This window comes from Ensifer sp. ZNC0028 (genome assembly GCF_000799055.1).
Taxonomy (GTDB): domain Bacteria; phylum Pseudomonadota; class Alphaproteobacteria; order Rhizobiales; family Rhizobiaceae; genus Ensifer.
Genome location: NZ_JTLA01000039.1, coordinates 1 through 23,260 on the forward strand (window position 1 = coordinate 1; position 23,260 = coordinate 23,260).

Below are 23,260 nucleotides of genomic sequence, written 5' to 3' on the forward strand. Positions count from 1 at the left end.
AAAGCAGGCCCGATCCAAGTGCGGCCTTGATTTGCTCAGGGGTCATTTCGTGCGGGCCCTCCCTCAAACTCGACAAGACCTACTAAGCAAGTCATCACACGCATGTCAATATGTCATAATACAAGTCATCATATGAGATATCGAGATTTCCCTCGACCGCTGACCGAAGAAGAACTGCGTTGACGCCCAAAGCCGCGCGACTCTCAAACGAACGAGCGAACACCTGCCCCGATGAACGTTGCAATATAGATATATTATGTGTTAGCGGTCATCATATGACTTGCAGGTTAACACTCGCCGATAGCGTTGGCGCCAGCATGAGGGAGGACAGGCGATGGAACGACTTCTGATCACCGGCGCAGCGGGCCAGTTGGGCCGCGTCATGCGCCAAATGCTGGCCCCGATGGCAAGGACAATCCGCCTGTCAGACCGCGCACCGCTCGGTCCGCCGGGTGAAAACGAGGAATGCGTTCAGTGCGACCTGGCAGACCGCGGCGCCGTCGACGAGCTTGTCGCCGGCTGTGACGCGATCGTGCATCTGGGCGGCATCTCGGTCGAGCGCCCCTTCTCGGAAATCCTCGACGGCAACATTCTCGGCCTCTACAATCTCTATGAGGCGGCGCGCGCCAACAACAAGCCGCGCATCCTCTTTGCCAGCACCAACCACACGATCGGCTACTATCCGCAAGGCGAACGGCTCGGCCCGAACGTGCCCTATCGGCCCGACGGGCTCTACGGCGTATCGAAGTGCTTCGGCGAAGCGCTGGCGCGCATGTATTTCGAGAAGTTCGGCCAGGAGACTGCCCTGGTCCGCATCGGCTCCTGCCTGCCCGAGCCCGTCAACTACCGCATGCTCTCCACCTGGCTTTCCCATCAAGACTTCGTATCGCTCGTCGAGGCCGTCTTCCGTGTGCCGGTTCTCGGTTGCCCGGTCATCTGGGGCGCATCGGCCAACGACGCCGGCTGGTGGGACAATTCGCATGTTTCCTGGCTCGGCTGGCGCCCGAAGGACAATGCCGAGGTGTTCCGTCAGAAGATCGCTGAAAACACCCCCAAACCGCAGCCAGGGGATAGTCTCGTGCGTTATCAGGGCGGCGCCTTCGTCGATGATCCGATTTATTGAGATATCGCCCCTGGTTCCGGCGCATTGCAGCCAGCCATGGATTGCGCCCTCGATCGGCAATGGCGTATCCAGACACACAACATCCAAGTCGCAGAAACGGCCAAACCCATGAGCAACGTCACCGCCCCCGACACACCCGCCCCTCAAGGCAAGACGCTGGTGGCCAAGGTGACGGACGCCCTCAGCGGCCAGATTGGCACCGGGCATTACAAGCCGGGGGACCGCCTGCCTTCGGAAGCGCAGCTGACCCAGGAGTTCGGCGTGAGCCGCACAGTCGTGCGCGAAGCGATCGCGGCACTGCGCTCCGGCGGGCTTGTCGAAGCGCGGCACGGCATCGGCGTTTTCGTGCTGGAACCTGCACCTTCGACCCCTCTGCCGTTCCACGGCATCGATCTTGCACGCGTCTCCTCGCTGATTGAGATGCTGGAATTGCGAACCGCCGTCGAGGGTGATGCCGCAGCGCTTGCCGCCCTTCGCCGCTCACCGGCCCAGGAAGAAAAGATCGCCGAAGCCTTCGACAGCTTCTGTGCCAGTGCAGCGGAGGGACGGCCAACGGCGGAGGCCGATTTCAACTTCCATCTGGCAATCGCCCAGGCGACCAACAACCCGCGCTTCAGCGAGTTCCTCCAGATGCTGGGCACGGCGCTCATCCCCCGACGCGCGGTTTCAGAGAGCGGCGAGGAAACCGTTCTGGCGTCGGCGGAACTGTCGCGATTGATCGCGGAGCACGAGGCCATCCTCATCGCCATCCAGGATGGCGACGAAGACGGGGCACGCAGCGCCATGCGCCAGCACCTCAAGAACAGCCAGGTGCGCTACCGTTCGATGTTGCGCGCGGCCCGCTGAAGGAACCGGCCACGAGCCTGCTCAGGCGCGGCCAAGCCTGCGTATGTTGCCGACGAGTTCGCCAGCCAGACGAAGCGCCGCCGCCGTCGCACCGGCCATCTGCGGCATGATCAGCCATTCCAGCGTCCAGGCGGCTCCGGAGCGTTCCTGCTCGTGGACCAGCGCATGGTGCATGCCCGAAAGCTGGGTCGCGTTGAACCGCGCGAGCGCCACCAGAACTTCGGCTGCCACCGGGTTCTGCTTGTGCGGCATGGCCGACGAGCCGCCGCCGCCCGCAAGTTCGATCTCGTCGCCCTGCTGCGCCATCAAGGCGACGTCCTGACCGAACTTGCCGAGGCTGCCTGTGATCAGTGACAGCGCGTTGGCGAAATCCGCCACCTCCGAGCGCTGGCTATGCCATTGCGGAAAGTCGGCAAGGTCGAGTTCTTCGGCAAGCGTCGCGCGCACGTCGTCCGCGCGGTCCCCGAGCTTCTCCAGCGTGCCGGCGGCACCGCCGAACTGAACGGCGAAGAGATCGCGGTCCATGGCTTCCAGCCGGTCCTTGTGATCGAGCAGCGGCTCGATCCAGCTGCGCAGCCGGTCCGACACGGTGATCGGGATCGCCGCCTGCATGCGGGTGCGCCCCATAAGGATGCGCTCGCCCCATTCGTTGTCGCACTCCTCGAGCACCGTGACGATGCTGCCGAGCCGGACGGCGAAAAGCTCGGCGACCGCCTTCATCCGCAGCATCAGACTGGTGTCGATGACATCCTGGCTGGTGGCGCCATAATGCACATGGTCCGCCGCCTCGCCGCCGACGATCGCCCGCAACTGCCGCACAAGTTCCGGAACCACCACCCCATCGGCCGCCACCGCCCGCCGCAGCGCGCTGACATCGGGCGAGAAGGCACGGCAGGCCTCGGTGATCCGATCGGCAGCCTTGGCCGGGATGATGCCGTGCACGGCCTCGGCCCGCGCGAGCGCCGCCTCGAAGGCAAGCATCGCATGGATATCGGCGGAGGCCGAGAACTCGGCGGCAACCGCCTCATCCCCCAGCAACCCGGAGAGATAAGGGTGGTCGAAGGCGGAATAGGTCATGATTTCCCCGTTTCTGGTCGCGGATGCGGCTCGCCGAACGAAATGCCACCTGCTGCCCGAAGCGCCAACCGTGCGGCACTCCGTGTCCAGGCGTGACATTCCTGTTCAGATGTCGAGGAAGACGGTTTCCTTCTCACCCTGCAGGTGAATGTCGAAGACATAATTAGGCGCCGTTCCGGTCGCGACAAGCGTGGCGACGCGATGGCGATGCTCGATGCGCGCAAGCAGCGGGTCGGCGGCGTTGGCTTCCGCCTCGTCCGGGAAGTACATGCGGGTGTGAAGCCCCACATTGATGCCGCGCGCCACGATCCAGAAGGTGATGTGCGGTGCCATCTGCCGGTCGTGGCTGTAGGGAACCTGCCCAGGCTTGATCGTCTCGAAGGAAAAGACCCCGTCGTCGGCACCCGTTGAACAGCGCCCCCAGCCGGTGAAGTTGGCGTCCGCAGAACCGCGTATCTCGGTCGGAGAATTGTAGAGCCCGGTGGCGTCCGCCTGCCAGATCTCCACGAGCGCGTCCTTCAGCGGCGCGCCGGCGCCGTCGAAGACCCGTCCGGTGATGGTGATGCGCTCGCCACGCGTCTCGCCGTTCACCATCCGCGATCCGAGGTCGGCCTCGTAGACGCCGCCAATGCCGCAAAAGTTCGGGGTGAGTCCAATATGCACATAGGGACCGGCCGTCTGCGAGGGCGTTTCCTTGAGGTAGCCGAGTTGCTGGACCATCAGTTGCCCTCCATCCTGTTCTCGAACAGTGTCGAGCGGCGTCCCCGCAGCACGATGTCGAACTTGTAGGCACGCGCGTCGAAGGGGATCGTGTTTGCCCAGTCGAGCGGAGCGATCAATTGTTCGACCGCCTGGCGGTCCGGGATGGTGTTGACGATCGGACACTTCCAGATCATCGGATCGCCCTCGAAATACATCTGGGTGATCAGCCGCTGCGCGAAGCCGTGGCCGAAGACCGAGAAATGGATATGCGCCGGGCGCCAGTCGTTGACGCCGTTCGGCCAGGGATAGGGACCGGGCTTGATCGTACGGAAAGCGTAGCCCCCTTCCGCATCGGTGATCGTGCGGCCACATCCGCCGAAATTCGGATCGAGCGGCGCGAGATAGCTCTCCTTCTTGTGGCGATAGCGGCCGCCGGCATTGGCCTGCCAGAATTCGAGCAGCGCCCCGGGCACGGCGCGGCCGCGCTCGTCGAGCACCCGGCCATGCACGATGATGCGCTCGCCAATGGCGCTCTCGCCCGGCTTGGCAAAGTTGTGGATGAGGTCGTTGTCGAGTTCGCCGATGATCGAATGCCCGAAGACCGGGCCGGTGATCTCCGAAATCGTGCCGTCGAGCGAAAGCAGCGCCTTCTGCGGCGAGCGCAGCACCGAGGTCTTGTAGCCCGGCGTCAGCGCCGGTGCGTGCCATGCACGGTCGCGCGGGAAAAAGGCGCCCGTCTCCGGTCTTCCGTTGGTTCTGTCGGACATCGCTTCCTCCCGTCAGGCCGCCGTGCCGGCATCGATCTCGGCAAAGACCTGCTTGGCGATCTTGATCGCATGATTGGCCGCCGGCACGCCGGCATAGATCGCCACGTGCAGCAGAGCCTCGCAGATATCCTCGCGGGTGGCACCGGTATTGGCGGTCGCGCGCACATGCATGGCCACCTCGTCGTCCTGGCCGAGGGCGGCGAGGAGCGCGATCGTCACGATCGAGCGCTCGCGCTTCGTCCAGGTCGGCCGCGACCAGACATGCCCCCACGCCGCTTCGGTGATCAGTTCCTGGAAGGGGCGGTCGAATTCGGTGGAAACCGACTGCGTCCGATCCACGTGATTGTCGCCGAGCACGGCACGGCGTGTGGCCATGCCCTGGCGATAGCGGTCGGAGGGCGCAGAAGCGTCACTCATGGGTCCTGTCTCCATGCATTGCAATTTCGAAGAAGGCGCGAAGCACCGCAGTCAAGGCTTCCGGGTTTTCGACGCAGGGAATGTGACCGGCATCGCGGATGACTTCGTAGCGCGCGCCGGGAATGAGGCGGGCGGTGGCCAGCACCACATCCGGCGGCGTCGAGCCGTCCTGATCGCCGACAACGCAAAGCGTCGGCACGGCGATGCGCGCAGCCGCCTCGGTATAGTCGGCATCACGGATAGCGGCACAGGTGGCGACGTAACCGGTCACCGGCTGACGGACGAGCATGTTGCGGTAGCCGGAAAGGGCAGTGTTTTCCGGGCGACGAAAGGCGGGCGTGAACCAGCGCTCGAGCACGCTGTCGGCAATCGCCTCGATGCCCTTCTCCTCGACCGCTGCGATGCGCGCCGCCCAGCTCTCGGCCGTACCGATCTTGTGCGCCGTGTCGCAAAGGACGAGCGCCCGCACCAGATCCGGTCGCCGCTGGTAGAGCGACTGCGCAATCAGGCCGCCGACCGAAAGGCCGCAGATGATCGCCTGTTTGACCGAGAGCATGTCGAGCAGGCCGGCCAGGTCGTTGGCATGATCCTCGATCGCGTAAGGGGCCGGGCCGATATCCGAGAGACCGTGGCCGCGTTTGTCGTAGAGGACGATGGCGTAATCGCCGGCCAGCCGGACGATGACGTCGCGCCAGATGCGAAAATCCGTGCCGAGCGAATTGGCGAAAACCAGCACCGGACGGTCGCCGGTGGCGCCGATCACCTGATAGTGGATCGTGATGTCGTTGATGCGGGCAAACTGCACGGGCTCTCTCCTCCGCCACCAAATTGGATATTTAATCTGGTTAGGTAAAATGATATTTCATGGCATTTCATTAACTTGAGGGTTATGAATTCCATGATCGACGCCCGGGTCAAGTTTCGCCATCTACAGACATTTGTCGAGGTCTCCCGGCAGAAGAGCGTGATGAAGGCGGCCGAGCTGCTGCATGTCAGCCAGCCGGCCGTGACCAAGACGATCCGCGAACTCGAAGAGGTGCTTGGCGTCGCGGTCTTCGAGCGCGACGGGCGCGGCATCAAGATAACGCGCTACGGCGAGGTGTTCCTGCGCCACGCCGGTGCGGCGCTGACGGCGCTTCGGCAGGGGCTCGATTCCGTCTCGCAGGAACGGTCCGGCGACGGCGTTCCGGTCCGCATCGGAGCGCTGCCGACCGTCTCGACGCGGATCATGCCGCATGCCATGACGCTGTTTCTCAAGGAGGAGACCGGCGCCCGCATCAAGATCGTCACAGGCGAGAACGCAGTCCTCCTCGAACAGCTGCGCGTCGGCGATCTCGATCTGGTCGTCGGACGGCTTGCGGCACCGGAAAAGATGACCGGCTTTTCCTTCGAGCATCTCTACTCGGAACAGGTGGTCTTTGCCGTCAGGGCCGGACATCCGCTGCTTGCCGGCGCCCATTCCACCTTTGCGCGGCTCGCCGACTTCCCGGTCCTGATGCCGACACGCGCCTCGATCATCCGCCCCTTCGTCGAGCGCTTCCTGATCACAAATGGCATTGCCAGTCTGCCGAACCAGATCGAGACCGTGTCCGACGCCTTCGGCCGGGCCTTCGTGCGGGCGAGCGATGCGATCTGGATCATCTCCGCCGGCGTCGTCGCCGCCGATGTCGACGATGGCACGATCGCAATCCTGCCGATCGACACAAGTGAAACGAAAGGTCCTGTTGGCCTGACCATGCGCGCCGACGCGGTGCCGCCGCTCGCCCTCTCGCTTCTGATGCAGACCATTCGCGAGGCGGCAACCGCCGTCTCGGCCAAGCTCTAGGCGAGTGGTCGATCGGCGCTGCGCGGCAGGCGACGGCGAACCCGTCGCCTATCGATCGAACCGGCCGACCACACGCTTGCCATTATCTCGCAACGGCAACCGCTCCTACATTCATAATCCGGCTGTTGCTCAACAGACCAGCCGCCTGCACCAGCGGATAGCCGGCGGCTGCGATATCGGAATTGATCCGGTGGAGGTCGCGCACGAGGTCGATGAAGAGGGCATTGTCTCTCGCACCGGCCGCCGTCTCCGCATGCTCGCCGCCAAGATGCCGCCGGACGATTTCATCTTCGAGTTCGCGAAAACGGTCCTTTTGGGCCGCGAGCCGCGATGCGGCCGCAACATCCCTGGACGAGAGAGCCGCCGGCAGCAGTCTCAACGAGGCCACGATCACCTCCGAGAGCGCCTCGATCGCCGCGCGCTGGCTCGCCGAAAACTGGATGTCCTGTTTTATCTTTGCCCGAATGCGATCGGCGAGGCTCAGCTTGATGACGTCGCCCGCATGTTCGAGATTGCTCGCAAACAGCATGATCTCATGGGCCCTGCTCGTCTCTCCGGCCGGCAGCCCATCCTGGGTCAATTGTCCGAGATAGGCGTGCACCGACGCCATGTAGTTGCCGAGCCGCGCATCGACGGGCAACAGTTCCTTCAGGTTTTCGAGCCTGCCGGCCTGCAGGGACGTCAGCGCCATCCGGAACATGCGCTCCAGCAATTCGCTCATGCGGATCGTTTCGGTCGTCGCATTGCTGAGCGCGATTGCCGGCGTCTCCAGCGACATGCTGTCGAGATAGCGCGGGGACGCCAGGGGATCGGCGACGGTCGGCGCTGGTGGAACCAGCCGCTCCACAAGGCTGACGACGAAAGACGACAACGGCAGGAACACGGTCGCAACCAGAAGGTTGAAGGTGACGTGAAGGCCGACGGCGACGTGCAACGGATCGGTGGGTAGGCGGCCGGCAATATCCACGATCTGCCGCGCGAAGGGCAGCAGCGAAACGGCCAGAACACCGCGGCAGAAGAGATTGGCGATCGGCAGTTTGCGGGCGGGTGGCGGCTGGTCGAGCGTGGCACTGACCGCCGGAAGACCGCCGCCGAAATTGATCCCGAGGATGAGCGGGACGGCGCCGGCGACTTCGAGGCTGCCGTTCATCAGCAGCGAGGCGACGAGCAGGATGACGGCAAGCGTCGAATGAAACAGCCAGGCAAGCATCGCCCCGACGAAGAAACCGAGCACCGGTTCCGTCGCAACCGCCTGCAGGACGTCGTGGAAGAGCGTGGCTTCGCGCAAGGGCGCCGTCGCCGACACGATTACCTTCAGGGCCATCAGCATCAGGCCGAGGCCCATCAGGATGCGGCCGGCGTTTCGCGGCCGGAATTCATCGGACACGCTGAATGCGACATAGCCCGTCAGGAGAAACAGCGGAGCGAGCACGCCCGCCAGCGACGAGCCGGAGGCAAAGAGGCCGGAGACGAGCGCCGAGCCGATATCCGCCCCGAGCAGCACGGCAAGCCCGGTCTGGGCCGAGATTGCACCGGCCCCCGCGAGCCCGGCAACGATCAGCGCCATCGCCGTGGCGCTGCCGAGCACGGCGGTCGCAAGGACCCCGCCGCCGAAGGCGGTAAGCCGGTTCGACAGGCGCTGTTCGACAAAGCGCTGCAGCCGGTCGCCCCAACCGCGCATGACGCCGGTACGCACCATGCGAACGCCCCACAGAAGCAACGCCACGCCACCCAGAAGTTCCAGGATAACCAATGTTCCGGAGTTCATCTCATGCCCCTCGCCGCAAGTCTCAGTCGGCGACGAAATCGTCGGGTGCGACAGATCCGATGTTGTAGCCCTCGAGCTGCGCGGTCATGCTGCCGCGCCGCGGGAAATGCAGGATGGTCGCCGTCCCCGGCGTCACCGGAACGACGCGTGAGGGCGGAAGGTCGAGGAACTCGTGGCAGGCCGCGCGCACGACGCCGCCATGGGCAACGACGAGCAGGTCCCCTTCGGTGCGTGACATCCAGTCATGCACACCTTCGGCCACGCGGCCACGGAAAGCGCCCCAGGTTTCGCCGTTGGCCGGCGTGAAGGTGCCGGCGCGCCAGGCGGCATATTCCTCCGGCCGCTCGGCGATCAGGTCCGGCTTGCGCCGTCCCGTCCATTCGCCCATGTCCAATTCGCGGAAGCGCTCGTCAGTTGGCGCGTCCGGGTGACCGATGAGGGCGACCGTCTGCCGGGTGCGACCGAGGTCCGAGGCGATGATGCGAACCGGCTTCAACGCCTTGGCGTAAGGGCGAAAGCGCCTGACCTGCGCGACCCCGCGCTCGGACAGAAGCGAGTTGTCCTGTCCCTGAAGGCGTTGTTCGGCGTTCCACTGGGTCTCGCCGTGGCGCATGAGGATGAGCCTCATTGTTGGATCCTTTCTCCGGTGGCGGCGAAAACCGCATCGGGTGTGCGAATGAAGGAAAGGGGGATCGGCTCCCCCGGCGTGGCGGTGAAGTAGCTGTCGGCCATGGCGGTGATGCGCAGGTCGCCGACCATCGCGGTCACCATGGTTCGGCCCGCGATCGGGGCCGCTTCGGCAAACCGGGCCGTAAGCGACGGCGCTCCGGCGACCGCGCCGACGCTCACGTCTTCGGCGCGGTAGAGCAATTGCGCATCGTCGCGGCCGGCGGCCAGGGAAGCCGGCGCGAGCACCATATCGCCGAAGACGAGACCGTCGCCGGCGCGGTGCACCGGTATAAGGTTTGCCGGCGGCGTGCCGAGGAAGGTCGCAACGAAGGTGGTCTGCGGGTTGCGCAGGAGATCGATCGGTTTGCCGAACTGTTCGACGCGACCGTTGTTGAGCACGGCGACATGGGTCGCCATGGTCATCGCCTCGACCTGGTCGTGGGTGACGTAAACCGATGTCGCCCCGGTCGCCCGGTGAATGCGCATCAGTTCGCTGCGCATCTCGATACGCAGCTTGGCGTCGAGGTTCGACAGCGGCTCGTCGAACAGGAGGATGCTCGGTTGCGGCGCGATCGTGCGGGCGATCGCCACGCGCTGCTGCTGGCCGCCGGAGATCTCGGCTGGATACCGTTCGGCCAGCATGTCGATGCCGAGAAGCGCAAGCACTTCCCGCACACGCTGCTCGCGCTTGTCGCGCGGCCATCTGGCGACCTTCAGCGGCCAGGCGATATTGCCGGCGACCGTCATGTGCGGCCAGAGCGCATAGCTCTGGAACACGAGCCCGGCGTTGCGCTTGCCGGCGTCGGCAATGACGCCGCCCGCGCCGCTCGACACGGTTTGCCCGACGAAGGCGATTTCGCCCTCGCTCGGGCTTTCAAGCCCGGCCAGCATGCGCAGAAGGGTCGACTTGCCGCAGCCGGAGGGGCCGACGAGCACGAGGAAGGAACCCGCGGGTACCGAGATATTGACGTCCTTGACGGCGGCAAAGGCGCCAAAGCGTTTGACGAGACTGCGGATCTTGATGGCGTCCGCGGTGCCGGTTGCTAAGGCATTCATGGTGCTTTCCATTTCTGGACACGGTTCTGCAGGCTGTGGGCCACGAAGGAGGCAGCCAGGCAGACGACAAGGATGACGAGGGTGATGGCATTGGCGAACTGCATGAAGCCTTCCGCGGCATAGCGATAGGCGACCATGCTCAGCACCGGCGAGGTGGCGGTGAACAGCAGCACGACCAGCGAGAGGTCCCGCACCATCTTGACGAAGACGAGGATCGCGCCGGCAAAGAGGCCCCGGATCGCGAGCGGAAAGATGATCGCGAACAGGCGACGGAACAGTCCCGCACCCGTCAGCCTTGCACTTTCCTCGATGTCGGCGGAGATCTGGCCGAGCACTGAGCGTCCCGACTGCACGGCAAAGGGCAGATTGTGCGCCGATGCGGCAATGACGAGCAGCGCGAAGGTGCCGTAGAGCGAAGGCAGCGGCCCGATCGGCGCGCCGAACAGCGCGATATAGGCGGCGGCAAAGGCGATGCTCGGCACCAGGAGCGGCAGGAAGGCGAGCTGGCTCAGCAGCGTCGCGAGCAGGCTGCCGCGGCGCTGCACGATGGTATAGGCAAGCGCCAGACCGAGCAGCATCGTGGTGAAGGCGACGACCAGCCCGAGACGGATCGTGTTCCAGATCGCGTCGATCAGCACCGGATTGCGAAAGATACCCGCCTGTCCCTGCGCCATCTCGCCACCGCCCTCGCCGATCCAGAAGTGCAGCGTCCAGTTGGAAAAGAGCGCGCCGCTCTGCGGTGCCAGGCTCGATGCGGCCAGCACGAGGACCGGCAGCACCGTGGTCAGAAGCCCGATGACGACGGCGATGGCAAAGAGTGGCCAGCGCCAGGCGCCGAGCGGGAAGCGCTTGGTGCGCCCACCTTTGCCCGTCACGGTGATGAAGGCCTTGCGACCGGAGACGATACGATCGGAGAGCCAGAGAAACAGCGCCGAGACAGCGATGAGCAGCAGCGCAAGCACGAAGCCGCGTTCGTTCTGCCCGGTCTCGATCATCCCGAAGAGACGGGTAGAAAGCGTCTGCATGCGCACGGGCAGGCCGAGCAAGGCGGGGGCTGCGAAATTGGCGACGGCGCCGGCGAAGGTCAGCGACGCGGCGGCAATCAAGGCCGGCGTCACCACCGGCAGGATGATGCCGAAGAAGATGCGCGGGCGCTTGGCGCCGGCCATCTGGCCTGCCTCGACGAGATCGGCGCCGACCGAGCTCAAGGCGGCGGCGATGATCGTATAGGCGAGCGAATAATAGTGCGCGATCAGCACGATCGCCGTCGGGATCAGACCCCAGGCGAGCCAGTCGGGAATGGCAAGGCCGCTGGTCTCGAAGAATCCGGCCGAACCGCCGAGACGCGAATTGCGAAACAGCGTGCCCCAGGCAAGGGCTGCGGCAAAGCTCGGGATCATGTAGGGCAGCGACGCCATCAGGCCGAGGAAACGGCGGCCCGGGACGTCTGTCAGCACCACGAGCCAGGCAAGGAAGCCGCCGATGAGCAGGCAGCCGGCGCCGACGCTGAAGCCGAGGATCATGGTGTTGAGAAGCGGTCGCCACCAGAGATTGGCCGAGAGCGGGCTGGCAAGCACCGCCTTCCAGGCCGCGATGCCCTCGGGCGTCAGCGTGGTGAAGAGGATGCGCAAGAGCGGAGCGACGACCAGGATCGCGACGATGGCGACAAGAAGTGCCGGCAAGAGGAAGCCCGATCGGAGCAGCCGGCTGCCCGATGGTGCGGATATCGATAGGGATGTCATGTCAGGGCCTCGGCGTCTGTCGGCACGCCCGGTGTAGAGCATGCCGACAGACGGTTTCCGTTACTGGAGCGTGATGATCAGGTCGGCGATGCGTCCGCGCGCGGCGGCCGTCTTTGCCGGATCGATCGTCCAGGCCTTCAAGTCATCGAGCTTCACCGAGTCCGGATGGTGGGCGATGGTCTTGCGGGTCGCGTAGTCGCCGGGGACGTTGAAGGGCTCGAAGCCCGCCCCGCCGGTCGGCGTATCGTCGCCGAACATGAAGTCGATCAGCAACCGCGCGGCCGCCGGATGAGGCGCCTTGTCGGCGACCGTCAGCACCGCCGGAAACAGGATGCCGTTGGCCGGCTCGACATTGTTGGCGATCTGCAGCGCCCAGCCTTCTTTTTCGTTGTCACGACGGTCGGAATAGGTGCCGAAACCGACCGGTGGGTTCTTGGCGTTGACGTCACCCACCGACTTGTTGAGCACGTCGCTGTTGGGAACCAGGATCAGGTCGTTGGCGAAGAGGTCCTTGATGAACTGTTCACCGGCGCCCTGAAGATCGCCTTCGACGTCGATATCCTTGCCGAAATGCGCCTTGTAGGCGGCTGCCATCTCGTCCGGATGCAGCGCGATCTCGGTGAGGAGGTCGAGCAGTTCGCCACGCTGGCTCGGATCAACCATCAGCACCCTTCCCTGCCACTCCGGCTGTGTGAGTTGCCAGAGATTGCTGACGGGCGAACCGTCAGGAAAGGCCTTCTCGTTGTACATCAGCACCTTGGTCGAGAGGCGCTGCGTCAAAAGCGGCGCCTTATAGCGGTCCTCCAGTTCGTTCGCGACCCGCGGCGGCACGTAGTTCACGATCCGCTTTCCCTCCAGAAGCTTGGTGAACACGACAGGCGTATCGGCGATATAGAGCACGTCGACCGCATGCACGCCGGCCTGCTGTTCCGCTTCGATGCGGGCGATCTGCTTGGTGGAACTCATGTCGAGGCCGATGAGGTCGATGCCCGGATAGGCTTCCTCGAAGGCCTTTTCGATCTTGGCGATGCGGCTCGACAGCGAGAAGACGGTGACGCTTCCCTCCTTCTGTGCGAGCGGCAGCAGTTGCTGCGGCGTCAGGCCGTCGAGATCGGACGCCATCACCAAGGTTGGTAATGCGAAACATGCGGCAAGCGCGGCACTGGTCAGTTTTTTCAGCATTTCGTTCTCCTCCCTTTGTAGTTCCCCGCTAGAGCATCCGGCCTTCAAGTGGGATCACCTTCTGGCGTAAAGATGCACTAGAATCAAAGCATTAGTGTCCTTCGTGCGTATGAACGCGCAGCGCTCTAGTCGAAGTCGTTGAATAACTCCGACAGCTTCTCCAGCCTGCCGATCACCTGCCCCTGATGACGGCCGGCGATCGTGAGCACGATGGCGTTGACGATCGCAAACGGGATCGTCGGTGTCTGAAATTCGCTGCCCGAGCGCCCCCTCGGCGCTGCGAGCATCAGATCGGCGGCGGGCTCCATCAGCGGCCCGACCAGATCGGAAACGAGGATCGATTGCGCACCGACCCGCGTCGCGTGGCGCACCAGCGGACCGTAGCTTTGCGGCTGTTTGCGAAAGGCAAGCGCCACCACGAGGTCGCCCGCCTCCATGCCGACCAGGCGCTCGGCGATGTCCCGGCCGCGGCCCGTCAGCTGGATCGTGGTCATGCCGAAGCGGTCGAGGCGACGCTGCAGGAAACCGGCAACCGATTGCGCGTGCCCCTGCCCGAAGATGAAGACCCGGCGCGCCGAAAAGATCATGTCGGCGGCCCTGTCGATATCCGCCTGCTCGACCGAGCGGGCGAGCGTTTCGAGCGCGCTGATCTCGGCTGCGATCAGATCGGTCAGGTAGTCGCCATGCTCGACCTTCGAGACCGAGCGGCGCATGCGGTTGGCCGCGTCCTGATCGTCCAGCACCTCGCGCTGCAATTGCGCGCGGAGATCCGGAAAGCCCTTGTAGCCGAGCTTCTGCGCCAGCCGCGTGGCGGTCGCCTCATGCACGGAGGCGCGCTGGGAAAGCTGCGGGCCCGACAGGAACGCGGCCTCCGCCCGATTTTCCAGCATGGTCGTGATCAGCTTCTGATCCGCATCGGTAAGCCGCCTGGAATGCGTCTTAATGCGATCGAGTATCGTCATGACGTCCCCGCAAGTTCATTTGCAGGATCCATCGTTCCTGCAATTTTCCGTGCCGTCAATAATGACGGTGCAAGAATCTTTGCAAGGGGCTGCAATGGCCGATACGGCCTGGTTGCGGATGGGCTCCCCGCCCTGCAGGCCACCCGCCACAGGCCCCGACGAACCTACCTTCGCGCGCTTCGGGAAAGCGCATCTGCAATCTTTGCGGTTACCCGACAGATTCTTTGCAAAGCACCGCAAACCGACGCCGCCTGCCGTGGTTGCGCCGGGATGGCATGGGTCCTCGAACGATTGCTCCTCCGATTTCGGCGCCCTCTCCACGCAACCCACACACGGCCTCAACGAATCCTGTGCCTGCCGGTTGCACCGCTGATTGCAGAGAAACTCCGAGAACCACCATGAGCGATCCCCAAACGACAGACCTAGCCGTCGGCCCAATCCCGGGCAGCCGTCCCAAGAAAAGGGAATGGGCGATCGGAGGCTTCAACTGGCTTCTGACGAAGCACATGTTTCTGGCGGTGACAGCCACCATTGGTGTGCTGACGTCGGGATCGTTCATTTACATGTACGTCCTCTACCTGATGCACTCGGACGCGGTCCTCGAACCGGTCACCCTGGTGGAGCTTCTGGTGATGGCCGCGGTGCTCGCCGTCAGCCTCATCATCGCTGCGATCATCGGCGGTCGCCTCAGCCACCGGATCGTGAACGCGCTGGTGCTCATCCGCGATGCCGCAAAGGCGATTGCAATGGGAAACTTTTCTACCCGTGTGCCGGTTCGATCGCGACGACTGGGGGAGGTCGACGACGTGATCGACCATTTCAATCGCATGGCCGAGCTGCTGGAGAGCGCGGAGAAGGAGTTGCAGTACCAGAACAACGCCATCGCCCATGAACTGCGAACGCCGCTAACGGTGCTGCGCGGCCGCCTGCAAGGCATGCGCGATGGCCTCTTCGAACCAACCACCAAACTTTACGATGGCTTGATCGGCCAGATCGATCACCTGACCAGCATCGTCGAGGATCTTCGCATCCTGGCGCTCTCGAATGTGGGGCGGCTGGAGCTCCGCCTGGAGCCGGGCGACATGGGCGAGGAGGTCGAGACGGCCGTCGCCGCGATGCTCGGCGAGTTCGACAAGGCGGGGATGCCGGTATCGCTCGACCTCAGCCGGGCGCCGATGACGCTTGATCGCGCCAAGGTTCGACAGGCCCTGCTGGCGATCATGCACAATGCCACCCGCTATGCACCCGGCAGCCGGCTCTCCATCGTGGCGAAGATGAGGGGTTCGGAAGCCATCTTCCAATGCCAGGATAGGGGGGCCGGCATGTCCGATCTCGACATCGAGCACGCGTTTGATCGGTTCTGGCGCGCAGACGATTCCCGATCGCGTGCGAGCGGCGGCAGCGGCCTCGGCCTCTCGGTCGTTCGTGCGATCGCCGAAGCCCATGGCGGTTCGACCAGCGCGAAGCGAAACGAGTTCGGCGGCATGACCTTTGAAATCGCCTTGCCGACCGACTGCGGGAGCAAAGGCGCGCAAAGCGTACTCTCTCCATGAAACCCGGATGAACTCTGCGCGGAACCTGCAAGCAGATGAGGCAAACCGATCGCATTGAACGGGCCGGACCGGTCCGCGACAATAAAGGAAACGATCGATGACACTCAACTTCAAGACGGCCGCGCTTGCTCTGGGCGTTGCCGCAGCCGCTTCGACGGCGCAGGCCGCTGATTTCAGCAATTCGGGCGTCGACTTTGCCAATGTGGATCGTTGGACGGGGACCTATGCGGGTGGCCACATCGGCACCGGCTCCTCGAACCAGAAGGGCAGCAAGAACAAGATCAACGGCGGCGTCCAGGTCGGCTACAACCAGCAGTTCGGCCAGTTCGTGGTGGGCGGCGAGATCGAGGCGGCGCGCGCCGGTGGCCTGCAGTATCAGGTCGGCAAGGGCGGCGCCTTGCAGCAAACCTGGAGCGGCACCGCCCGCGCCAAGGCCGGCTACGCACTCGACAACGTCCTGCTCTACGGCACGGTCGGCGTCACCACCGCGCGCTTCGAGGGCAAGGGCACCGTGACCTCCGGCGATCGCTGGCACACGGGCTGGACCTATGGCGCCGGCGCCGAGATGGGGTTCACCGAAAACATCTCCGGCAAGGTCGAGTATAGCCAGACCCGCTTCAACGGCGTGGACTCCACGATCGGTGGCGTGAAGGGCTCGAACAATCTGGTCAATCACGCGATCAAGACGGGCCTGAATTTCCGTTTCTGATCTCGAATACGACCGGTTCTACCGTCCCCCTAGCACCGGTCGGGCGAGCTGCAACACCTCGCCAACCGGCGGCGCCTGCACCGGCGCCGCCACAATCAAAATCGGGCATGTCCCCCGAATGTCGGCCGAACCCGCCCCGGGCGAGCCAACGCCGAACGAGCCGCATCGGCGCCTTCGATCTCGGGCGCTCGCGAGCGCGTTTCAGGCGCCCTCGCCGACGAAGCTGCAGCCCAGTCTTTCCAGTTCTCGGTCAACCCAGGACCGGTCGATCTCGCCGAGCACCGTCGCATTCATCTGCTTGGCCTCGGCCTCGTGCTTGGCGCGGGTCGCCTTGAGAACCGTGTCGGCATCGGCCCTGGGTATGCACACGACGCCGTCGAAATCTCCCAGAATGAGGTCGCCCGGATTGATCACCATCCCGGCGATCGAGATCTGGAAGCCGATTTCGCCGGGACCGGTGCGGTAGGGTCCCCGGTGCGTCACGCCGATTGCGTAAAGCGGCAGGTCCTGGGCGCGAATGGCCTCGGCGTCGCGGATCGCGCCGTTGAGGACGAAGCCCGCGACCCCACGTTTTACCGCATGGGCCAGCATCAACTCGCCCATCAGCGCATTGGTGGTATCGCCGCCGGCATCGACGACGATGACGTCGCCGGGCTCGGCGATATCGATCGCCTTGTGCAGCATCAGGTTGTCGCCGGGGCAGGTCTTGACCGTGAGCGCCGGGCCGCAAAGCACGCCCCCGCCATGCATTGGGCGCAGCCGGTCGCCGCCGGCGACCAGCCGGGACATGCTGTCGGACACGTTGGCGACAGGCAAGGCGCGGAACGCCTCGATATAGGAGGGATCGACACGTTCCATGTCGTTCTTCACTCGGAAACCGATTGGCATATTTTGTTCTCTCCTCGGAACGGTTAGGCTGGCTGTTTGCGCAGGCCGAGGCTCTGCGGCGTTGCTAGGCTGAAGGCGTCGGGCGCTTCGCCGCCGAGCACGCTGATGATGTGCCGCGCGGCGATTTCCGCCATGGCCTTCGACGAGCCCTTGGTCACGCCGCCGATATGCGGCGTGGCGAGCAGGTCGGGCGCCGCCCACAACGGATTGTCGGCAGCCGGCGGTTCCGTGGCGAAGCTGTCGAGGGCGGCACCCGCGATGCGCTTGTCGCGCAAGGCGATGGCAAGCGCTGCCTCGTCGATGAGGCCGCCGCGCGCCGTGTTGACGATGAACGACGTCGGCTTCATCAACGAAAGGCGACGGGCGTCGATCAGGTGGCGCGTGTCGGCCGTCAGCGGGCAATGCAGGCTGACGATATCGGCACGGCGGACGAGGTCGTCCACGTCGCTGACGGTTTCGATGTTCGCCTCGGCGAGCCCCGCCGCCGCATGCGGATCGTAGACGATCACGTCCATGCCGAGCGCGCGGGCCATCGCAGCCGTCTCGCGTCCGATCGCGCCATAACCGACGAGCCCCATCACCGTGCCGATGATATCCCGCCCCATGAAGGTCGGCTTCGGCCAGCGGCCGTCCTTGACCGCTGCCGTCAGCGGGCCGATCTCCTTGAGCAAGGCGAGCGAAAGGGCGATCGCGTGTTCGGCGACCGCGCGTGCGTTCGACCCCATGGAACGCAATACCGGCACGCCCCGGTCAGCCGCCGCCTGGATGTCGACATTGTCGACGCCGACGCCATGCTTGACGATGACCTTCAGCTTCGGCGAGGCGGCGATCACCGCCTCGTTGATCTGGCCCTGGCGAACCATGATCGCGTCGATGCCGAGTTCGGCGGCACGCGCGGCGACGATGTCGGAGGCATCGTAAGGCGGCGAGAAGAAGACGTCGCAGTCATGCGCGTTGAGCAATTCGACCGCACTCTCGGCGATCGAATTGTGGGTCACGAGAATGCGCCATTTGCGGCGCTCCCCCATGGCGCTGGAAGGATTTGACACTGTTTTCTCCAATAGGCTTCCCCACGCTGGGGGTGCGGTCAATGTGAGGCGCGCGTCAGCAAGGCGCGGGCGCGCGTGACGATCGGCAGGTCGACAAACTTGCCCTCGAAGACAAAGGCACCGACGCCGTCCGCTGCGGCCGCATCTGCAGCCTCGATGAGGCGCCGGGCGCGGTCGATCTCGGCCTCGGACGGTGAAAAGCCGTCGTTCAGCAGGGCAACGACACTCGGGTGGATGCAGGTCGCGCCATCGAAGCCGAAGTCCTTGGCCTCCCTGATGGCTGCAGTCAGTGCCACCTTGTCGGCATAGTCGGCCGTGCTGCGCAGCAAGCCGAAGGACATGATCCCCGCCGCCTTAGCCGCATAATGGATCAGGAGCTTCGGAAGACGCAGAACCTCCGGCGTCGGCTGTGCCGCCATCGATGTGGCGAGGTCCTCGCCACCGGCCGAAAGTGCAAAGACCCGCGGCCCTGCCGCGATGGACGCGACATTCTGCAATCCGATCGGATCCTCGATCAGCGGCACAAAGCGCATCGGGCTGCGCTGCTTCGCGGTTTCGATCGGCGTTAGATGGCGGTCGAGCCGGTGCAGAAGCTCGGGCGAGGACACCTTCGGCACGTAGAGCGCGTCGGCGCCGGCTTCGCAGGCTGCCGCTGCGTCCGCGAGCATCGCGGCCTCGTCATGGGTGTTGATCCGGACGATGACGATGGCGCCGCGCTGCCCGACCATCGGCAGGTTCTTGCCGAGCGCCGCCCTTGCGGATTCCTTTTCGCTCGGCGCGACGGCGTCTTCGAGATCGACGATGATCGCATCGGCACCGCGTTCGTGCGCCTTTTCAAGGAACCGGGGCGAACTGCCGGGGACGTAAAGGAGCGAGCGCAGCCTCATTCGGTTCGTCCTCCCATGATCAGATCGATCTCGTCGGTCAACAGACCGGCTTCCGCGAGCACGTCACGCGTGTTTTCGCCAAGCGACGGCGCCGGATTGCGCCAGACGCCGGGCGTTCCCGACATCCGCGGCAGGATGTTGTGCATGGGCAAAGAACCGAAATCGCGATCCTCGACCTCGGTGAAAACCTCGCGCTCGACGAAGTGCGGATCGGAAAAGGCATCGGCGATGTTGTAGACGGGACCGACGGTCGCTCCCGCCTCCCGCATCACGTCGAGCGCGTCATCGCGATCGCGCGTCGCGAACCAGGCCCCCACCGCCTCGTCGACCAGCGGCCGGTTGAAAACCCGGTCGGTGTTGGTGGCAAAGCGCGGATCGTCGATCATGTCGGCCCGACCGATGATCTCGAAGATCCGCTTCGCCACGGCCTGGGTCGAGCCGGACAAGGCGACGAACTTGCCGTCCGCGCAGCGATAGACGTTCCTCGGCGAGGTCGTGTTCGAACCGCTGCCGACACGCTCCTTGATCTTGCCGGTGGTCTTGTAGATCGCCGCCTCAGGCCCAAGCACCGAGAACATCGGCTCAAGCAGGGAAAGATCAATGACCTGGCCGCGGGCAATGCCTCGCTCGCGGGCCAGAAGCGCCGTGCTGACGGCGGACGCGCCGTAGATGCCGGCGATCATATCGGCAAGCGCCAGCGGCGGCAGCACCGGCTCGCGATCCGGAAATCCGGTGCGCGCCGCAAAGCCGCTCATCGCTTCCACCAGCGTGCCGAAACCGGGAAGCTCCGCATAGGGACCGGTCTGGCCGAAGCCGGAAATGCGCACGATGATCAGATCGGGATTGCGCGCCAGAAGCTTCTCGGGCGCCAGTCCCATCTCTTCGAGCGTGCCCGGCCGAAAGTTCTCGATGAAGACATCGACCGTGTCGAGCAGCTTGAACAGCGCGTCCATCGCCGCCGGTTCGCGAAGGTTGAGCATCGCCGACCGCTTGTTGCGGCCGTAGGTCTTCCAGTAGAGCGAGCTTCCGCCGTCGCGCCAGTCGCGCAACGGATCGCCGGCCGGCGGCTCGACCTTGATAACGTCTGCGCCGAAATCGCCGAGCTGAAGCGACAGCATGTTTCCGGCAACGAGGCGGGACAGGTCAACGACACGAATGCCGTGGAGCGGCCCCTTTGCATCTGCATCGAAGCGCTTCGGTTCCCTGGTCATAGGATGATCCGTCCTCATGCGTCAGGCCTGCGGGCGGGATTGCGCGGAAAACAGGGTCGAGGCCTCCGGCGGCACATAGACAAAGACCTGGCTGTCGGCGATCTCCCGGCTCGTCTGCACGCGGAAGGTGCTGCCGGCGCCAACAAGCTCATACTGATAGACGGATCCGAGATAGGCGCCGCCCTGCACCGTCGCCTGCACGACGTTGTCGCCGGCGCCGCCGACGATCTGCAGGCGTTCCGGACGGACTGCCACGACCACCTTCTCGCCCGTGCCGCCGCCTGTACCGGCATTGGCGCGGATGACCGTTTGATCGTCCAGGCGGACGCTGGCAGCCCCGCCGCTGCCGCCAACCACGGTTCCGCTCAGGAAGTTCGAGGAACCGATGAAGTCCGCGACAAAGGCGTCGGCTGGCGTCTCATAAATCTCCTTCGGCGTACCGAGCTGCCGGATACGGCCGGTGTCCATGACCGCGATGCGGTCGGACACGGCAAGCGCCTCGGCCTGGTCGTGCGTGACGTAGACGGTCGTGACGCCAAGCCGTTCCTGCAGTTCGCGCAGCCAGACGCGCGCCCGCTCGCGCAGCTTGGCATCGAGGTTGGAGAGCGGTTCGTCGAGAAGCAGGAGGCCGGGGCGGTAGACCAGGGCACGCGCAAGCGCGACGCGCTGCTGTTGTCCGCCCGAAAGCTCAAACGGGTAGCGCTCGGCAAAGCGCGCCATCTCGACCAGTTCGAGCGCTTCCTTGATCCGCTCGTCCTGCTCGGCGCGCCCGATCTTTCGCAGTTTCAGCGGATAGGCGAGGTTCTGGGCGACCGACATATGCGGCCACAGCGCATAGCTCTGGAAAACGAGGCCGATGTTGCGCTGCTCGGGCGGCACGACCGTTCCGGTTTTGCCGTCGAAAAGCACGCGCTCGCCCATCCGGATTGCGCCGGAGGTTGCGTGATTGAGCCCGGAGATCGCAAACAGCGTGGTCGATTTTCCGCAGCCGGAAGGTCCTAGCAGCGTCAGGAACTCTCCCTTCGGGATCGTCAGCGAAACGTTGCTGACGGCCTTGTAGGAGCCGTAGCTGATGGAGAGGTCGTCGAGGATGAGATCAGCCATAGATCTTGGCTCCCAGTAGACGGCGCGCCATGAAGACGAACAAGGCCGTGATGATGACTTGGATGGTGGCCAGCGCGGAGACGGGTCCGTTGTCGCCCTGGGCGTAGAGCTGGAGCATGGTCGAGCCGATGATCTCGGATCCCGGCTGGTAGAGGAAAACCGCGGTGACGTATTCCTTGAAGAAGTGGATGAAGAGCAGCGCGAAGCTTGAAAACAGCGCCGGCTTCAGCAGCGGCAGGACGATGCGGGTAACGGTCGTCCACCAGTCGCCGCCGGAAATGCGGGACGCCCGGTCGAGTTCCTCGCCGATCTGCGACAGCGCCGGGGCGATCGCACCGAAACCGATCGGAATGTAGCGCACGACGAAGGCGGCGATGAGGATCCAGATCGTACCGCGGATCATGTCGAGGCCGGGAACCCAGATCACCGCATAGAAGAAGCCGAGACCGGCAATGATGCCCGGCAACGAGCGTGGGAACAGGGCCACATATTCCAGGGCACGGCGGAAGCGGTACTCGGAGCGCTTGGCCACGAGAGCGATCAGAACCACGCAGGCCGTGCCGATGATGCCGCCGAGGAACGAGATGACCACCGAATTGAGGATGGCCCTGATGTAGCCGGGCTGGCTGAAGATCAGCTCGAAATTGGCAAAGGTCAGCAGCTTCCAGAACGGAACCAGCGGCGTGAGGAAACTGACGCTCGCCCGCATGAAGATGCCAGCAAAGACGGCGACGATGGTGAAGAGCACGTAGGCGGCGACCGCCGCGAACGCGACCCATCGCCATTTCCCGAGGTCGACGAGCGACGGGCGCGAGGCCTTGCCGCGCACCGTCACGAAGCGGCCGCTGTCCTTCATCAGGCGGCCCTGCAGCCAGACGAGCAGGCCGACGATCACGAGCAGCATCACGGCGCCCGCGCCGACGATGCCGTAGTCGGATTGCACGGCGGCGTTGATGCCCTGGTCGTAGAGGAAGGTCGTCACCGTATGGATGCCGCTCGGGCCGCCGAAGACGAGCGGGATCGCCAGCATCTCGATGCCGATGACAAAATTCAGGACTGCGGAGTAGACCATAGCCGGGCGCATCATCGGAACGGTGATGTTAAGCAGCGCCTTCATCGGGCTGGCGCCTGCCGAACGGGCAGCGTCCTCGAGCTGCGCATCGGCCTTGGTGACGGCACCGATGCACATGAGATAGGCAAGCGGCGCCTGGCTGAGGCCAGCAACGATGCTCATGCCGGTCAGGCTGTAGAGGTTCCATGGGGTAAGCCCGGTCCCCGCCTTGACCGCAAGAGTGATGTAGCCGGACGGGCCGTACATCGTGAACCAACCGAAGGCCATCACGAGGTTGCTGACGAACAGCGGCCAGATCAGGATCTCTCCGATCCACTTGCGGCCGGGCAGATTGGTGCGACCGACGATGACCGCCATCACCGAACCGAACAGCTGCGCCACCACCATCGTCACGACGGCGAAGAAGAGCGTGTTGAGCACGATCTTGCCCATGCCGGCCTCGGTGAAGAGGCGAACGAAATTGCCGGCGGTCAGCGCGGCATCGGGCTTGTAGAGCGGCTGGTCCAGGAAGGCCTGGAGGATGATGGGCGCAATCGGCCCGATCACGAGGATCGTGGTCAGGATACTCACGGTCCAGAAGATTGCGGTCGATCGGTCACGCCCGGCGTGCGCTGGCGACCCTGCTGCGAGTTCGGTCATGGCAATAGTCCT

The 23,260-nt window shown here is 64.6% G+C and carries 22 protein-coding genes; 5 read left to right on the forward strand and 17 right to left on the reverse strand.

Annotation, left to right across the window (positions count from 1 at the left end; all coding sequences use genetic code 11):
• Positions 1-334 precede the first annotated feature (334 nt).
• Both L981_RS10275 and L981_RS10280 read left to right on the forward strand, forming a co-directional pair.
• Positions 335-1,123 (forward strand): NAD(P)-dependent oxidoreductase, encoded by a 789-nt coding sequence (locus tag L981_RS10275; protein WP_043614853.1) that lies wholly within the window; start codon positions 335-337, stop codon positions 1,121-1,123.
• A gap of 108 nt (positions 1,124-1,231) precedes the next feature.
• The gene (locus L981_RS10280; RefSeq protein WP_043614941.1) at positions 1,232-1,969 is read left to right on the forward strand and encodes a FadR/GntR family transcriptional regulator; all 738 of its coding nucleotides are present in this window, start codon (positions 1,232-1,234) and stop codon (positions 1,967-1,969) included.
• Between the two features lie 21 nt (positions 1,970-1,990).
• On the opposite strand, the gene L981_RS10285 is transcribed toward L981_RS10280, so the two are convergent.
• The 5 genes from L981_RS10285 to pcaD all read right to left on the reverse strand — a co-directional run bounded on the left by L981_RS10285 (position 1,991) and on the right by pcaD (position 5,737).
• Entirely contained in the window at positions 1,991-3,046 is a 1,056-nt protein-coding gene (locus tag L981_RS10285; RefSeq protein WP_043614855.1) for a 3-carboxy-cis,cis-muconate cycloisomerase, read from the reverse strand.
• Between the two features lie 105 nt (positions 3,047-3,151).
• Entirely contained in the window at positions 3,152-3,766 is a 615-nt protein-coding gene (gene pcaG / locus L981_RS10290) for a protocatechuate 3,4-dioxygenase subunit alpha (RefSeq protein ID WP_043614858.1), read from the reverse strand.
• Positions 3,766-4,515: a protocatechuate 3,4-dioxygenase subunit beta gene (gene pcaH, locus L981_RS10295; protein ID WP_043614860.1), complete on the reverse strand. Its 750-nt coding sequence runs from the start codon at positions 4,513-4,515 to the stop codon at positions 3,766-3,768. Before pcaH ends, pcaG begins: the two co-directional genes overlap by 1 nt.
• Before the next feature lie 12 nt (positions 4,516-4,527).
• The gene (gene pcaC / locus L981_RS10300) at positions 4,528-4,932 is read right to left on the reverse strand and encodes a 4-carboxymuconolactone decarboxylase (RefSeq protein WP_034801802.1); all 405 of its coding nucleotides are present in this window, start codon (positions 4,930-4,932) and stop codon (positions 4,528-4,530) included.
• The gene (pcaD, locus tag L981_RS10305) at positions 4,925-5,737 is read right to left on the reverse strand and encodes a 3-oxoadipate enol-lactonase (RefSeq protein WP_043614862.1); all 813 of its coding nucleotides are present in this window, start codon (positions 5,735-5,737) and stop codon (positions 4,925-4,927) included. The genes pcaC and pcaD overlap by 8 nt, the downstream gene beginning before the upstream one ends.
• Before the next feature lie 93 nt (positions 5,738-5,830).
• Here pcaD and pcaQ point away from each other — a divergent pair, with 93 nt between their 5' ends.
• Positions 5,831-6,757 carry a pca operon transcription factor PcaQ gene (gene pcaQ, locus L981_RS10310; protein WP_034801846.1) on the forward strand — a complete coding sequence of 309 codons (927 nt, stop codon included), beginning with the start codon at positions 5,831-5,833 and terminating at the stop codon, positions 6,755-6,757.
• Between the two features lie 82 nt (positions 6,758-6,839).
• Here the strand turns inward: pcaQ and L981_RS10315 are convergent, their stop codons facing one another.
• The 6 genes from L981_RS10315 to L981_RS10340 all read right to left on the reverse strand — a co-directional run bounded on the left by L981_RS10315 (position 6,840) and on the right by L981_RS10340 (position 14,136).
• Positions 6,840-8,525: a Na/Pi cotransporter family protein gene (locus L981_RS10315; protein ID WP_082005964.1), complete on the reverse strand. Its 1,686-nt coding sequence runs from the start codon at positions 8,523-8,525 to the stop codon at positions 6,840-6,842.
• 22 nt (positions 8,526-8,547) lie between these two features.
• A complete protein-coding gene (locus L981_RS10320) occupies positions 8,548-9,153 on the reverse strand; it encodes a histidine phosphatase family protein (RefSeq protein ID WP_034801808.1) in 606 nt (201 codons plus the stop codon).
• Complete coding sequence (locus tag L981_RS10325) at positions 9,150-10,250, reverse strand: ABC transporter ATP-binding protein (RefSeq protein ID WP_043614866.1); 1,101 nt, start codon at positions 10,248-10,250, stop codon at positions 9,150-9,152. Before L981_RS10325 ends, L981_RS10320 begins: the two co-directional genes overlap by 4 nt.
• A complete protein-coding gene (locus L981_RS10330) occupies positions 10,247-11,992 on the reverse strand; it encodes an iron ABC transporter permease (protein ID WP_082005965.1) in 1,746 nt (581 codons plus the stop codon). Before L981_RS10330 ends, L981_RS10325 begins: the two co-directional genes overlap by 4 nt.
• Positions 11,993-12,052: 60 nt before the next feature.
• Positions 12,053-13,174, reverse strand: a complete 1,122-nt coding sequence (locus L981_RS10335) for an ABC transporter substrate-binding protein (RefSeq protein WP_043614870.1) — start codon at positions 13,172-13,174, stop codon at positions 12,053-12,055.
• A gap of 125 nt (positions 13,175-13,299) precedes the next feature.
• Entirely contained in the window at positions 13,300-14,136 is an 837-nt protein-coding gene (locus tag L981_RS10340) for a MurR/RpiR family transcriptional regulator (protein WP_043614872.1), read from the reverse strand.
• 398 nt (positions 14,137-14,534) lie between these two features.
• On the opposite strand from L981_RS10340, the gene L981_RS10345 reads away from it, so the two are divergent.
• Together L981_RS10345 and L981_RS10350 are read left to right on the forward strand one after the other, a co-directional pair.
• Positions 14,535-15,689: an ATP-binding protein gene (locus L981_RS10345; protein ID WP_052201713.1), complete on the forward strand. Its 1,155-nt coding sequence runs from the start codon at positions 14,535-14,537 to the stop codon at positions 15,687-15,689.
• 97 nt (positions 15,690-15,786) lie between these two features.
• Positions 15,787-16,398: an outer membrane protein gene (locus L981_RS10350; RefSeq protein ID WP_043614875.1), complete on the forward strand. Its 612-nt coding sequence runs from the start codon at positions 15,787-15,789 to the stop codon at positions 16,396-16,398.
• A gap of 201 nt (positions 16,399-16,599) precedes the next feature.
• Here the strand turns inward: L981_RS10350 and L981_RS10355 are convergent, their stop codons facing one another.
• The 6 genes from L981_RS10355 to L981_RS10380 are packed head-to-tail and all read right to left on the reverse strand — an operon-like array spanning position 16,600 to position 23,248.
• Entirely contained in the window at positions 16,600-17,286 is a 687-nt protein-coding gene (locus L981_RS10355) for an RraA family protein (RefSeq protein ID WP_043614878.1), read from the reverse strand.
• Positions 17,287-17,309: 23 nt separating this feature from the next.
• Entirely contained in the window at positions 17,310-18,335 is a 1,026-nt protein-coding gene (locus L981_RS10360) for a hydroxyacid dehydrogenase (protein WP_245281614.1), read from the reverse strand.
• Positions 18,336-18,373: 38 nt separating this feature from the next.
• Entirely contained in the window at positions 18,374-19,222 is an 849-nt protein-coding gene (locus L981_RS10365; RefSeq protein ID WP_043614885.1) for a CoA ester lyase, read from the reverse strand.
• Positions 19,219-20,433, reverse strand: coding sequence for a CaiB/BaiF CoA-transferase family protein (locus L981_RS10370; RefSeq protein WP_043614888.1), 1,215 nt, complete (start codon positions 20,431-20,433; stop codon positions 19,219-19,221). Before L981_RS10370 ends, L981_RS10365 begins: the two co-directional genes overlap by 4 nt.
• A gap of 21 nt (positions 20,434-20,454) precedes the next feature.
• Complete coding sequence (locus L981_RS10375; RefSeq protein ID WP_043614890.1) at positions 20,455-21,537, reverse strand: ABC transporter ATP-binding protein; 1,083 nt, start codon at positions 21,535-21,537, stop codon at positions 20,455-20,457.
• Positions 21,530-23,248 (reverse strand): iron ABC transporter permease, encoded by a 1,719-nt coding sequence (locus L981_RS10380; RefSeq protein ID WP_043614892.1) that lies wholly within the window; start codon positions 23,246-23,248, stop codon positions 21,530-21,532. The genes L981_RS10375 and L981_RS10380 overlap by 8 nt, the downstream gene beginning before the upstream one ends.
• Positions 23,249-23,260 lie beyond the last annotated feature (12 nt).

Bases quoted from the DNA above. Each gene is read 5' to 3' on its own strand.
- L981_RS10275 (WP_043614853.1), top strand. From the start codon at position 335: ATGGAACGACTTCTGATCACCGGCGCAGCGGGCCAGTTGGGCCGCGTC.
- L981_RS10345 (WP_052201713.1), top strand. From the start codon at position 14,535: ATGAGCGATCCCCAAACGACAGACCTAGCCGTCGGCCCAATCCCGGGC.
- L981_RS10320 (WP_034801808.1), bottom strand. From the start codon at position 9,153: ATGAGGCTCATCCTCATGCGCCACGGCGAGACCCAGTGGAACGCCGAA.
- L981_RS10380 (WP_043614892.1), bottom strand. From the start codon at position 23,248: ATGACCGAACTCGCAGCAGGGTCGCCAGCGCACGCCGGGCGTGACCGA.
- L981_RS10340 (WP_043614872.1), bottom strand. From the start codon at position 14,136: ATGACGATACTCGATCGCATTAAGACGCATTCCAGGCGGCTTACCGAT.
- L981_RS10330 (WP_082005965.1), bottom strand. From the start codon at position 11,992: ATGACATCCCTATCGATATCCGCACCATCGGGCAGCCGGCTGCTCCGA.
- pcaH (WP_043614860.1), bottom strand. From the start codon at position 4,515: ATGTCCGACAGAACCAACGGAAGACCGGAGACGGGCGCCTTTTTCCCG.
- pcaC (WP_034801802.1), bottom strand. From the start codon at position 4,932: ATGAGTGACGCTTCTGCGCCCTCCGACCGCTATCGCCAGGGCATGGCC.
- L981_RS10370 (WP_043614888.1), bottom strand. From the start codon at position 20,433: ATGACCAGGGAACCGAAGCGCTTCGATGCAGATGCAAAGGGGCCGCTC.
- L981_RS10325 (WP_043614866.1), bottom strand. From the start codon at position 10,250: ATGAATGCCTTAGCAACCGGCACCGCGGACGCCATCAAGATCCGCAGT.
- pcaQ (WP_034801846.1), top strand. From the start codon at position 5,831: ATGATCGACGCCCGGGTCAAGTTTCGCCATCTACAGACATTTGTCGAG.
- L981_RS10285 (WP_043614855.1), bottom strand. From the start codon at position 3,046: ATGACCTATTCCGCCTTCGACCACCCTTATCTCTCCGGGTTGCTGGGG.
- pcaG (WP_043614858.1), bottom strand. From the start codon at position 3,766: ATGGTCCAGCAACTCGGCTACCTCAAGGAAACGCCCTCGCAGACGGCC.
- L981_RS10315 (WP_082005964.1), bottom strand. From the start codon at position 8,525: ATGAACTCCGGAACATTGGTTATCCTGGAACTTCTGGGTGGCGTGGCG.
- L981_RS10355 (WP_043614878.1), bottom strand. From the start codon at position 17,286: ATGCCAATCGGTTTCCGAGTGAAGAACGACATGGAACGTGTCGATCCC.
- L981_RS10375 (WP_043614890.1), bottom strand. From the start codon at position 21,537: ATGGCTGATCTCATCCTCGACGACCTCTCCATCAGCTACGGCTCCTAC.
- L981_RS10280 (WP_043614941.1), top strand. From the start codon at position 1,232: ATGAGCAACGTCACCGCCCCCGACACACCCGCCCCTCAAGGCAAGACG.
- L981_RS10365 (WP_043614885.1), bottom strand. From the start codon at position 19,222: ATGAGGCTGCGCTCGCTCCTTTACGTCCCCGGCAGTTCGCCCCGGTTC.
- L981_RS10350 (WP_043614875.1), top strand. From the start codon at position 15,787: ATGACACTCAACTTCAAGACGGCCGCGCTTGCTCTGGGCGTTGCCGCA.
- L981_RS10335 (WP_043614870.1), bottom strand. From the start codon at position 13,174: ATGCTGAAAAAACTGACCAGTGCCGCGCTTGCCGCATGTTTCGCATTA.